This window comes from Kitasatospora sp. NPDC059817 (genome assembly GCF_042731835.1).
GTDB lineage: Bacteria > Actinomycetota > Actinomycetes > Streptomycetales > Streptomycetaceae > Kitasatospora.
Genome location: NZ_JBHWIR010000062.1, coordinates 18764 through 30784 on the forward strand (window position 1 = coordinate 18764; position 12021 = coordinate 30784).

A 12021-nucleotide genomic window follows, 5' to 3' on the forward strand; every position below is an offset into this window, starting at 1 on the left:
GGTCATCGGCGTACGCGAGCAGAGCGCCATGGAGCGCAACGCACCCGTGCCTGCCTGGGCAAGGACCGCGGTCCGTCGCTGGGCTGACCCGGCGTCGCTTCGGTGACCTGCAGGCGGAATCCGGGTACCCGCCCCGTGACGTGCAGGCGGCGCACTCGGGTCTTGCTGGTGGATACCGCGGTGTCTACCAGCTGCGCAGCAGACCGCTCTCGGCGGCGGCGATGGGAAGAGCGTACAGCCTTCCAAGTGTGCTCAGCACAGAAGTTGACGGTCTTTCCGATTTGGTCTTCGTGGCCTGCACGATTTCGCCCAACGAACTGTCAGAGGCTGCGTGGGGTTGCATGCCGTGCCTGTCACGCGCTGGCGCGGAACATGCTCGCCGCCTGAGCCGCGTCGGTCAGCTGGCTGCCGCGGAACAGCGCGAGGAACAGCGTTGCGATTCCCACAGTGACGACGGGCCCGGTCAAGCTGGTCGGCAGTCCCGAGTACGTCACGGCGACAACTACGCCGAGACCACCACCGGCAACACCCAGCCAGCGCAGGAACGGCCGGTCCACGACCGGCTCCGCCCCGAGATCCTCCTCCTCCAGGAGCGCGGCGCATCGTCCCTCCGCATACCTGTTCGCAATCGTCATCAGCTTGACCGCGAGGTCCTGAAACGCCGCAGCAGGCTCCGACAGCACCCGCGCCTCATCCGCCCGCAACGCACCGATCACCTTCGCCGCATGCGCCTTCGCCACCCGTCGCTGGTGCCGCCTCAGCCGGTACCCGCGAGCTTGGAATGCCTTTCGGATCTCCCGCTCCGCCGCTCTGAGCGAGACCCGGGGAAGCGCGTCCAGCGACGGCTCCGCGCTCCATTGCAGATGAACACGCGCGCACCGGGTCGCGGTGGCGACGAGGACGGCAACTCCCGACCAGTTCACCGAGTTGCGCCCGCGATCCAGGGCTGGGTGACCAGGCTCCCCCCGGAGGGAATCGGCCACACCCATGGGCATGAGCCTCCTCAGGACAACGAAGACCAGAGCGCCGGCCAGCAGCAGCGGAACGAGCTTGACGGCGCCGTGCTCCGACAGCAGGACGGGGAGCTTCTTGCCGATGACGACCGGCACCGAGACGATCCCGAGCAACAGCGAGCTGAGCGGATCATGCACAGCGTGGGCCGCAGTGGGATGACTCGCCTCCTCCACGGCGTGCCGGACGGCGTCGATGACGCTCTGGCCGTCCACCCTCACCAGGATAATCACGGCGACGGCATAGATCGGTAGGGCGTTGACGACCTGCTCGAAGCACCGGCGTATCGCCGTACCGACCAAGCCGGGCCGGATGTCCGGCACCCGGTCTTCCACGACGTAGGGCAGAACGCGGCCCGCGCTGAGCACTATCTCGTTCACGGGCTCTGCCACCAGTCGGTCCCGCAGACGTCGCACCGGGCCGAGCACCAGCCGCTCCCACCACCGCAGGACCGTCGGCTTGGCGATGTCCGCGATCCAGCACACGACAGCAAGCCCGACAAGGGTTAGGAGTGGACGCATCCGCCGATCATCGCAGTCGGCTTGGCACTGCGTCAGGCTTCTGCCTAGATCTACGGGATGCTCCGCAAAGCCCGGCCACCTTCGTCTCGACTCCGACGCCGCGAACGGCCGCTCCGGGGGAACGGCCGCCAGCCGGCCAGTCGTCGCGGTAGCGTGATCCGTCTACCGCCCGGCATGCCAACCAGGAGCAAAGAAACGGGAGTTCGAGTGAGCGACCAGGCCATCAAGTACGTGCACCAGTTGGCCGTCGCCGACCCGCTCTCCAAGCGGGTGCTGCTGGTACTGGCCCAGCACACCGAACCCACCACCAGCATGTGGGGCCACGAGATCCCCGAGATCATGGGCCTGGACATCACCGAGACCGACCTGCCGGCACTCGCGGCCCAGACCGGGTTCACCGCGGAGGAGTTCCGCCAGCAACTCCGCCAGCTCAAGCAGCACGTGAAGATGGACGTACTCGAGCATTCCGACGGGACCTGGGAGATTGTCTACGGGCCGTCGTACACCGACAAGCACTCGCCGATCCCCCAGCCGGTCACGGAGGAGAACGTCGGCGGACTCCACGACTTCGCAATGCCGGGCTGGGAGTACTACAGCACCTGGGGCTGGGAAGAGGGCCTCGGGCACTTCTACGCCCAGATCATCCACAACAGCGACGACCGGGACGCCACCCCTCGAATCTGGATCACCCCGCCCAGGTACGTGGTGCGGACGATCGACGAGCTGGCCCAGGTAATCGCTGACGAAATCGCACCCTACGAGCCGATTCGGGTGCCGGCTTCCGTGATCAAGATGTACATGACCAAACCGCCTCTCTCGCCTCGGTAGCCAGCAGAACCGGCTCCAAGCAGCACTCCAACGCCCCCCGACGCGCCAACCAGGCTCCAGCAGCAGCCGTTCCTGGAGGCCTGAAACCACCTGCGGACGCGCGGCCGCCGTCGGTACCGTCGTGGCATGGGATCGCCGATCACGTTCGAGAGCCTGTTGTCCGGCGCCAGGGATTTCGCACACCTCGCCATGGACGCGCACGCGGAAGGCCAGACCGAGGTCTTCCTCTTGGAAGCGGGAGTCAGCGTCGAGCGCCTGGCCAAGGCCGCGCTGGTGCAGGTGCATCCGACGCTGCTGTCGGAGGTGAAGGGCAACGACGACATGCTGCTGCACTTCGCCGGAGCGATGACCACTCCGCCGCAGAGGTTCCACACCATCGGGGCGGCCGTGGCAATCACCCGGCTGCGGAAGATCGGCGTTCTGCCGAGGTCGGCGGAACTGGACGGGCTGATCGAGCTGCGGAACGGCGTCGCGCACCTCGGCACCAGCAGCGGCGAGGACTACCTGGCCCCGTTCGTGGAGACGATCTGCAAGCTCCTCGACCACGCCAGCGAGGACCGGGCCGCGTTCTGGGGGTCGTGGTCTGGTGCCGTCCAGGTGACGCTGGACGACCGGTTCGACCGGGTTCAGAAGGCCGTCCATCTCCGCATGGACCAGGCCCGGTTCAGGATGGAGACCCGCTTCGGAAGGCTGCCCGAGGAGGCGGTCGAGAGCGTGGCCAAGACCATCAGCGAGACGGGACTCGTGGTCATCGACCGGAGCCCGACCGGCGTGCGCTTCCGGACCCTCACCAGGTGTCCGGCCTGCGGCACCGAAGCCGCCACCCTGTTCCTGAAGGCCGCAAACGCGGCACTGTTGTACGAGATGGAGCTGGCTGCGGAGGAACTGCTGTGCGGATTGTGCGGTCTCCGGCTTGCGGGTGAAGAGGAGATCGGGATCGCTGGTATCCCGTCCACCATGAGGTGCAAGGTCGAAGACCTCAAGGAGGTAGTCGACGACGGACCCATCACCGGCAACCTTCTTGGACACCACGACGCCTTCTGACCGGCCGGGTGCCGAACCCCCGGCGAGTGAAGACTGCACCCCCTTCCGCCTCCGAGGGCTGCTCAGTCCTCGGTGAACAGCTCGTGGGGCTCGACGCCCAGTGCCTTCGCCAGGGCCGGGATGCGGTCCACCGAGACGCTGTGCCGAGCGGTTTCCAGGTCGATATAGAAGGACCGGTCCATGCCGGCCGCTGCCGCCACGGCGGTCTGAGTCAGCCCCCGCCTCTCGCGAAGCGCCCGCAGGCGGCGCCCGAAGAGGACGCGCTGGGCCGGGATGCCCGGATCTGAATCGCTATTCGCCACGGGCAGTAACCGTAGTACAGTCCGATGTGTAGGAAGTCTCCTACAAGATCAATTTATTGCGCCTTGGGGAGGTCGCATGTCCGCGTCGGCACAACCACTGCCTGATCCCAATGTGCCGACCCTGGCAACAGGCGGAGCCGAGGTGCGGCGGCTGCCGTCCGCGGTCCCGCGCAGGCTCCCCTCTGTGTTGGTGCCAGTGATTGGGGAGTCCTTCCCCTCGTGGATGGACCGGGTCGCGGTGGATCTGGAGCTGACGCCTGGTGAGGCCGCGCGGCGGCTGGGGCTGGAGTGCCGTTCGAGCGACCGCGCGGTGCGGCCGGTGTGCTACGGCGTGGCGCTGACGGAGCTGGGTGCGCGCCGGATCGGGGCGGCGACCGGGTTGGACGAGATCGAGCTGCGGTTCATGCAACTGGCCCGGCACGCGGGCGGTGTTCTGGACTTCTCACGGCTGGACCTGGCCGACCCGCCGTCGGTGACCCGGCTGAGCAACCGCGAGTGGGCACTGTTCACCGGCACCCGGGCGTGCCCGAAGTGCCTGGGCGAGCGTCCGGTGTGGCAGCTGTGGTGGCGCCTGGGCATTGCGGCGGTGTGTCCGGTCCACCGGGTGCTGCTGGTGGACACCTGCCCGATATGCGGTGACCGGTTCGGGCTCGCGCACTCCGGGCATCCCGGCGGTCTGCCGACCCGATCGGGTGTCCTGGACCTGCGGCGGTGCAACAACCGCCGCTCAGTGGCTCCCGGGCGGCGATCGGTCCCTTGTGAGCAGGCTCTGGCCGAGCTGCCGTCCGTGACCGTTCCGGTGCAACTCGTGGACGTGCAGAAGCTGGTGCTGGAGGCCGCGCACGGGGGCCCGGCCGTGGTCGCCGGGCGGGCGGTGGCGACGGCTGACTTCTTCGCCGCCCTGCGCTACCTGGCCGCTGCCGCCCGAGCGGGTGCCGTACCGAGCGACCTGGCGAGCTGCCAGGCGCTGATTCCCGAGGCCGCCGAGGCGTTCACGGCCTACCAGGACGTGCGCCGGCGTGCCCGCCACGGCGGCGCCCGGACCAAGCTCGGGATGGCCCCGCCTACTGCCGCGCACGCGGCCGCCGTCCTCGCCCTGACGGCCCCGCTGCTGGTCGCCCCGCGCCGGACTGCGATGAGCACCGCCTTGGCCCGCTGGCAGCGCTCCGCCCCGGAGTCCCTGACGATCCCGGCCTGCCTGAGCGACGACAGCAGCGAGCAGCCGCCCACCGGAGCGATCCACGACACGGCCCTTGAGGAAGGACGGACGTGAGTCCGAAGAGAACCCGGACCCTGCGGCCGGTCAGGTATGCGCCCGACCAGCTGTTCGTCCACTACTACGACGCCCAGCAGACCGAGCGCCTGATACCCGCCTCCCAAGCGGCCACGGTGCGCTTCGAGGACTGCCTGCCCGCTCGCGAGATCCCCTCGTACGCGGGGATGCGACATACCCCAGGCTCGTACTGGGCAGCCAGTTGCGACGCCGTCCTGGACTACGAGAGCTACCTCGAAGCCAAGTGGATGAAGCTGCTGGACTTCGACTCCCGGGTCGCCGCTCTCGCCGCGCAGCCGTTCATCCTCGAAGGCGTTGACGCCCAGGGGAAGTGGACGCACGTCCCTGACCTGTTCGTCCGCCGCACCAACGGCTCGGTGCTCCTGCTGGATGTGAAGAACCCTCAGCAACTGGCCAAGCTCCGCGTCGTCCAGCAGGCCGAGCGCACCGAGAATGCCTGCCAGGACCTCGGCTGGGACTACCGCATGGTCGGTGACCCCGATCCCCAGCTGTGGGCAACTGTCGAATGGCTGTGCGGCTACCGCCGGCCGCTGAACGCCACCGCTGATCTGGTCGATCCGATCCTCGCGCTCGCCACCCAGCCGATCGCGCTCGGAGACCTGGTCGGCTTTCGCCATGACCCCGAGGTAGCGCGTCCGGTCATCTACCACCTGATGTGGCACCACCACCTGCTGTTCGACATCGACCGGCCGCTTCGCGACCACACCCGGGTGTGGGCCGCTCCTGCTTCGGAGAGGACGCGATGAACCAGCGCTACCGCATCGCCGTCGAGGACTGGATCGAGTTCGAGGACGAGCGCCACCAGGTCGTGGGCACCGACGGCGCGCTGGTGCGGCTGCGGTCCATAACCGGGCACCGGATCACCATCATGCTCTCGGAGTTGCTGGCCGATCCCTCCTTCCGCGCTCACGCCGAGCCGCCGCCCGGCACCGGGAGCAACGACGTGGGGCTAGACCCGGGCGGGGTACTGGCCACCGTGTCCCCCGAGGTCCGCCAGGCGGCCCTGGACCTGGAGGCTCACCTGTGGGAGGCCACCACAGGCTTTCGCTCCGGCGACCCGATGAAGGCCCTGGCCGGCGAGCCCCGCCCGCAGTACGACCCCACCCTCCCGGTGACCGAACGCATCGAAGCCAAAGCCGCGGAACTCGGCCGCACCTCCCGCCGCCTCTGGCAGCTGCTGGAAGAGTGGGACGAGAAGGGCCTGTTCGCACTGGTCGACGGGCGCAAGACACGCATCCGCAACCCGTTCCGCAACACCGACCCGCGGGTCATCCAGGCGATCCGCGAGCAGTCTGCGTCCGAACGGATGGACAGTTCCTCCGCCGTCACCACCCGGTTCCTGAGGCGCACGCAGAACAGGCTCGACGCCGACTACGGCGAGGGCACGGTACTGCTGCCCAAGGAGGACACCTTCCGACGCCTGGTCAAGACGCTGCTGGACCGGCGGCCCTCCGATCCCGCCTACCAGCGCCAGTCGGCCGCCAACCAGCCCGACCGCACCTTCGGCAACGTCATCGCGCACCGCCCCGGCCAGGTCGTCATGCTCGACACCACGCCGCTCGACGTCCTGGCGTGGGATGCGGCCACCGACAGCACGTACGGGGTCGAACTCACCGTCGCACTCGACGTGGCGACCCGCTCGATCCTGGCCTGGCGGCTCACTCCCGCTGGCACAAAGGCCATCGACATTGGCCTCCTGCTGGCGGACGTGATGACGCCAGAGCCGATGCGCCCGGCATGGGGCGACGCCCTGCGCTACTCGATGCTCCGGGTGCCCTACGAGCGCCTGCTCTCGCTGGACGAGCGCCTCGCCCACGCCGCCGCCCGACCGGTGATCTATCCCGAGACCCTGCTCTTCGACCACGGAAAGCCCTATCAGTCCGACGTGGTACGGCGTGCCTGCCGCTCCTGGAAGATCGACATCCAGGACGCGCGCAAGCTCAAGCCCACCGACAAGCCGCACATCGAACGGCTCTTCGGCACCATCCGCGAGCAGTTCTCCATGCACGTCGCCGGCTACAAGGGCTTCAACGTCGCCACCCGGGGCCGCACCGTCGAGGAGCAGGCCCGCTGGAGCATCGACGAGATCGCCGAGTTCTTCGCCGAGTACGTCGTGGCCGTCTACCAGCAGCACCCGCACTCCGGACTGCACCTGTACGGCTTCCCCGACCTGGAGGTCTCGCCGAACGAGGCGTACGCGATGGCCCTGGGCTCGGCTGGCTTCGTCGACTGCCCGAGGGATCCGAGCCTGTACTACGAACTGCTGCCGATCGCCGACAGCGGCGGACGGGTCATCAACTCCTACGGCGTGGAGATCAACCACCTCGTCTACAACGCCGACGTGCTCTACCAGTTCCGCAAGGCCAAGTCGCCTTACCCGAACGAGCTGTGGCCGATCCGCTATGACCCGCGCAATCTCCTGCACGTCTACTTCCACAACCCCCGCGACAAGAAGTGGTACACGCTGCGGTGGACCCATGCGCTCAGCGACCTGCAGCCGTTCACCGACATCACCCTGCGCGAAGCCAAACGCCTCCTCCTCCAACGCGGATCCGACGCCTCCAAGCAGGCCAGCATCGCCCAGGCGCTGCGGGAGTTGCAGAACCGCACCGACGCGCCCGAGACCTGGACCAAGGGAACCCGCAAGCGCTGGACCCGCGACCGCCACCGCGCCCACGCACAGGCTGCCGACGCCTTGCGCTCCACCCCGGCCGTGCCGGCGCCGCCGCCCGCTCCGCTTCCGGAAACCCGCAAGCCCACCATCACCGGCCTGCACGCCGTTCCCGACCTGCCGGACGAGGACGACGACCTCGATCTCGACGCCATCCAACCCGCAACGGTGTGGAACCCACGTATCCACCAGGAGAACTGAGCACGTGACCGCCATCGCCTTCCCCGACGACGAACCTCACTACTTCGAGCACCCGGGCCTCTCCGAGCCCCGCACGAAGGAGGAATGGCGCGCGTACCTCGACTTCGAGCCGCCCCTCAAGCCCGAGAAGCTCTCCCTGGAGCTGTACGAGCAGCTCAGCGCCCGAGAGAAGAGCCTCCACAACAAGGCCCGCAACGCCCACCACAGTGCCTTGGTGATCGTCCGCACCGCCAAGATGGAAGCCATCCACCACCAGATCCGCCGCCGGATGGTCACCAACGCCCACCAGCCGGCCGGAGCCCGCCGCGGCATCGTCCTGGACGGCCCCACCACCTTGGGCAAGTCCACCCTGGTCAAGATGTTCGGCTACGACTTCGAGCACGGCCTGCGCCAGGAGTTCCCCGAGCGCTTCGAACGCAGCTACCGCGTCGACAACCGCTCGATCGACTACACGCCCGTGGTGTACGTCAACATCCCCTCCCAGGCCACCCCGAAGGACCTGTCCATCGCGCTGGCCGACTACATGGGCATGGGGTACCGCTCGGGCGCAACCAAGAGCACCATCACCAACCGGCTCCTGGACGAGATGCGCCGCTGCGGCGTGGAGCTGGTGATCATCGACGACGCCCACTTCATGGACCTGTCGCTCAGGGAAGGCAAGGTCGTCAACGACCATCTGAAGTTCATCGCCAACCACACCGCGGCCACCTTCATCTACACCGGTGTCGACCTCAAGCACTCCGGGCTGTTCCTGGAGGGCGCCGGCGGTTCCCGCGTCACCCAGACCTCCGGCCGCAACACCCTGCTTCACATCGAGCCGTTCTCCATCGAGACGCGGCAGGACAAGGCCGACTGGGTCAGCGTCATCGCGTCGATGGAGGACGCCCTCGTGCTCTACCGGCACCAGCCCGGAACTCTCAAGCGAGCCTGGAAGTACCTCCACCAGCGCACCGGAGGCAACATCAGCTCGCTCGCGGAACTGATCCGGGAGTCCGCCGCCGAAGCCGTCATGACCGGCACCGAAGCCGTCGACCGCAAACTCATGAGCACCATCGTGATCAACGAGAACGCTCAGACCACCTACGACACCTCATGGTACGAGGAGCCCCAGCCCCTCATCGCGCCGAGCGAGCGTAACAACGGAGAGACGGCAGCCAACTGAAGCCTCGGTGGGAACCGGGGATTGAGACTGGTGGGCTCGCATTTTTAGGTATCGCGTATTCGAGGCTGGAGCCAGCCTGTCACCACGTCGAGTGATTATCCTCGATGGACGGCTGGCCCGAGAGTGAACGCTGTGTGCTCCCACCGGTTGCTCAATGCCAGTGGGAGCACACCGGCCATCAAGCCGCGTCGGGCGTCATGTCGTCGTACCCGCGAAGAGCGTCGTCGACCATGGTGAGGACGAGCTCAAGCGCGCCAGCCGGATAGTACTCCCGGCCTCGAGCGGGGTGCCAGCCAGCGGCTTCGAGTTCATCGGCGAGCTTAATCTCGAGGGGATGTGCGACGTCGTCGGGCAGGCCCGCATAAATCCGGTGCACCGTCGTGAAACCGTCGGAGGCATGGTCTCGAAGCCTTGGCCGAGGGTCGCCGGAGGTGATACCAGGCTTGATAACACCGCTGATCGGGTGCTGAACAACATAGAAGGCATCCCAGGTGTAGCCAGCGCAGTACCGGCAGATCCCGACGCCCTGCTGCACGGATGATGGCATGGCCGTGGCCTCGTGGCCGCTGGAGCATCGGATGCGGTGACGTACCTGGCTTCCGAGCCAGAGTGGTTCGAGGACCTCGCCGCCGAGCTCGGCCACGCGGGCGCGAAACGCCGCCTCGGCAACCTTCGGGTCGAGCCCAACGCAGGTCCGGCAGATGCCGATGCCGCGCTGCACGTGGGTCGGGTAAGGCATCGACTCGTGGCCAGCCGCGCAGCGAACGCGGTGCGGTACTCCGGCTCCGAGCCACTTCGGTTCGAGGACCTCGCCGCCGAGCTCGGCCACGCGGGCGCGAAAGGCCGCTTCGGCCGCCTTCGGGTCGTTCCCTGCGCAGGTCCGACAGATCCCGCCGCCCTGCTGGACGGTGGCCGGCGTCGACGTGACTTCGTGGCCGGCCGCGCAGCGGACCCGGTGGGGCTTGAGCGCCCCAAGCCACTGCGGTTCGAGGACTTCGCCGCCGCGTCCCTTCACACGGGCGCAGAACTGTACCCATGCCGTCTCGGGGTCGCGGCCGGAACATGGGCGGCAGATACCCTGACCCTTCTGGACATCGCTGGGCCTCGGGGTAGCTTCGTGGCCGTTGGAGCAGCGGACGCGGTGATGTACCTGGCGTCCGAGCCACTTCGGTTCGAGGACTTCGCCCCCGAGGTCGGCCACGCGGGCGCGAAACGCCGCCTCGGCAACCTTCGGGTCATGTCCGACGCAGGTCAGGCATATACCCTGCCCGCGCTGGACGTCGCTGGGCCTCGGGGAACATGGATGGCCGGCCACGCAACGGACGCGGTGAGGCTCATTGTTGCCGAGCCACTTCGGTTCGAGGACTTCGCCCCCGAGGTCGGCCACGCGGGCGCGAAACGCCGCCTCGGCAACCTTCGGGTCGTTCCCTGCGCAGGTCCGGCAGATGCCCTGGCCCTTCCTCACGTTGCCCGGACTCGGTGTGGCTAAGTGGCCGGCAGAGCAGGACACGCGGTGAGGCTTGCCACTGCCTAGCCATCGTGGTTCGAGAACTTCGCCTCCGAGCGCGGCTATCCGCGCCCGGAATTCTTCCCATGATCGGTCAGAACGATTCACGGCTTTGGACCCTCTCCTACGCACCGTAGTAGTTGACGTGGCAGCAATTATGCACAGTCCGAGGCGTGATGTTTGTTGATCATGGGATTCAAACCCATGCAGCGAGCTCGTTGTCAAACCAAACCTGCTGGTCGGTGCGCGTGCCCTAGCGTTGTGTGACCGCAAGCTCCCTCCCCGACCGAAGGAGAGTTCGACATGCCCGCAGCCATGATCGGAGAGCGCACGTACCGCACGAAGGAGGCACGGAGGAAAGCCGTGAGCACCCTGCTGGACAGGTACGACTTCAACGCCGTGGTCGACCGGGAGGAGGACGACCTACTGTTGCGAGATCTCGTCGCCATGCACCCGAAGGCGGCAGAGAAGATCGGTCCGGGTGTCGACCACTTTCGCGTCATCATGACGCCCCGCGGTGGCTACAAGGGGCCCGAGGCTGTCCATACCGACGGCCGCCACGTGCCGTTCTCGTACAAGGACTGTTTGGCACCGCCAACCCACGAGCAGCGCGTTGTGGCTGCCATGCGAACCGAGGTGAAGCCTCAGCGGGACGCCTACCTGACGGAGCGGGAGAAGGCAGGCACCCTGGTCTCAGACGAGACCGGCCTGCCACTGGAGGCCGCCGGAGCCCATGTCTCGTACTTCCGGGGCCGAGGTTTCCACGACCTTGCGACCGAGTTTGTGGCGGAAGCTGGCAGGTCGGAGACGATCGACCTGAACACGGACACGTCGCTCGGACTCGCGATGTTCGCTGACCGCAAGCTCGCCGCGCGGTGGCACGCCTTCCACCAGGAGCGTGCAGTCCTCGCCCTGCTGACCGCGACGGAGAGTCTGCGTCGCCCTCGGGACTGAGCGCCGACAACTGCGGGCCACACCGATCGGTGCGGCCCGCGCCGGCCGTCCTCCCAAGCTCAACTGTCGACGGTCAGCCATTCCCCAGGTCAACCGGCAAACAATCCCCCACCCGCTCATGCCCGGTCGCTGGCCCGAGCCGAGGCAGCGCTCACTCGTCCTCGCGGCCGCGATGAGCCTCTCGATGGCGAAGGCGCCCCGTCGTCGGGGCTGCACCGAGTCACGCAGTATCCGCCTCGTCGTCGTCCACCGCGTCCAGATCTCGCAGGGGTCGCAAGGGCTGCCATGTCGGGTCACCGAGCGTGACTGCTGTCTGCCTGCCACAGGTAGCCATGTGCGAGCTGAAATCTTTCGTGCGGTGAAAGCCACAAGAACCACCGCACGAAAGGTTTCAGCTCGCAGGTCAACGACTCGGCGACTGAAATCATTCGTGCCGTCCGACACCACCCCCACAGACGTGCCCCCCCACGGACGTTCCCCGCACGGACGCCAGGCGGCCACGCCCGCGGCAGGGTGCCGCGGGCGT

10 protein-coding genes are annotated in these 12021 nt (G+C 67.6%); 7 read left to right on the forward strand and 3 right to left on the reverse strand.

The window, feature by feature from the left end:
- Positions 1-353: 353 nt before the first annotated feature.
- Entirely contained in the window at positions 354-1532 is a 1179-nt protein-coding gene (locus ACFV61_RS15965; RefSeq protein ID WP_380492147.1) for a hypothetical protein, read from the reverse strand.
- A 207-nt stretch (positions 1533-1739) separates the two neighbouring features.
- On the opposite strand from ACFV61_RS15965, the gene ACFV61_RS15970 reads away from it, so the two are divergent.
- Together ACFV61_RS15970 and ACFV61_RS15975 are read left to right on the forward strand one after the other, a co-directional pair.
- Entirely contained in the window at positions 1740-2360 is a 621-nt protein-coding gene (locus ACFV61_RS15970; protein ID WP_380492149.1) for a hypothetical protein, read from the forward strand.
- A 126-nt stretch (positions 2361-2486) separates the two neighbouring features.
- A complete protein-coding gene (locus ACFV61_RS15975) occupies positions 2487-3404 on the forward strand; it encodes a hypothetical protein (protein WP_380492151.1) in 918 nt (305 codons plus the stop codon).
- 62 nt (positions 3405-3466) lie between these two features.
- On the opposite strand, the gene ACFV61_RS15980 is transcribed toward ACFV61_RS15975, so the two are convergent.
- Positions 3467-3706 carry a helix-turn-helix domain-containing protein gene (locus ACFV61_RS15980; protein WP_380492153.1) on the reverse strand — a complete coding sequence of 80 codons (240 nt, stop codon included), beginning with the start codon at positions 3704-3706 and terminating at the stop codon, positions 3467-3469.
- Between the two features lie 190 nt (positions 3707-3896).
- On the opposite strand from ACFV61_RS15980, the gene ACFV61_RS15985 reads away from it, so the two are divergent.
- From ACFV61_RS15985 to ACFV61_RS16000, 4 genes are read left to right on the forward strand one after another with little or no spacing between them, the layout of a single operon-like run.
- Positions 3897-4979 carry a TniQ family protein gene (locus ACFV61_RS15985; RefSeq protein WP_380492155.1) on the forward strand — a complete coding sequence of 361 codons (1083 nt, stop codon included), beginning with the start codon at positions 3897-3899 and terminating at the stop codon, positions 4977-4979.
- Complete coding sequence (locus ACFV61_RS15990; RefSeq protein ID WP_380492157.1) at positions 4976-5746, forward strand: TnsA-like heteromeric transposase endonuclease subunit; 771 nt, start codon at positions 4976-4978, stop codon at positions 5744-5746. Before ACFV61_RS15985 ends, ACFV61_RS15990 begins: the two co-directional genes overlap by 4 nt.
- Positions 5743-7872 carry a transposase gene (locus tag ACFV61_RS15995; protein ID WP_380492159.1) on the forward strand — a complete coding sequence of 710 codons (2130 nt, stop codon included), beginning with the start codon at positions 5743-5745 and terminating at the stop codon, positions 7870-7872. Before ACFV61_RS15990 ends, ACFV61_RS15995 begins: the two co-directional genes overlap by 4 nt.
- A 4-nt stretch (positions 7873-7876) precedes the next feature.
- Positions 7877-9034 (forward strand): TniB family NTP-binding protein, encoded by a 1158-nt coding sequence (locus ACFV61_RS16000; protein WP_380492161.1) that lies wholly within the window; start codon positions 7877-7879, stop codon positions 9032-9034.
- A gap of 178 nt (positions 9035-9212) precedes the next feature.
- Here ACFV61_RS16000 and ACFV61_RS16005 read toward each other — a convergent pair whose 3' ends face one another.
- Positions 9213-10499, reverse strand: a complete 1287-nt coding sequence (locus ACFV61_RS16005; RefSeq protein ID WP_380492163.1) for a hypothetical protein — start codon at positions 10497-10499, stop codon at positions 9213-9215.
- Positions 10500-10844: 345 nt separating this feature from the next.
- On the opposite strand from ACFV61_RS16005, the gene ACFV61_RS16010 reads away from it, so the two are divergent.
- On the forward strand, positions 10845-11495 hold the full coding sequence (locus ACFV61_RS16010; RefSeq protein WP_380492165.1) for a DCL family protein: 651 nt from the start codon (positions 10845-10847) through the stop codon (positions 11493-11495).
- The last annotated feature ends 526 nt before the right edge of the window (positions 11496-12021 follow it).

Bases quoted from the DNA above. Each gene is read 5' to 3' on its own strand.
- ACFV61_RS15995 (WP_380492159.1), top strand. From the start codon at position 5,743: ATGAACCAGCGCTACCGCATCGCCGTCGAGGACTGGATCGAGTTCGAG.
- ACFV61_RS15975 (WP_380492151.1), top strand. From the start codon at position 2,487: ATGGGATCGCCGATCACGTTCGAGAGCCTGTTGTCCGGCGCCAGGGAT.
- ACFV61_RS15965 (WP_380492147.1), bottom strand. From the start codon at position 1,532: ATGCGTCCACTCCTAACCCTTGTCGGGCTTGCTGTCGTGTGCTGGATC.
- ACFV61_RS16010 (WP_380492165.1), top strand. From the start codon at position 10,845: ATGCCCGCAGCCATGATCGGAGAGCGCACGTACCGCACGAAGGAGGCA.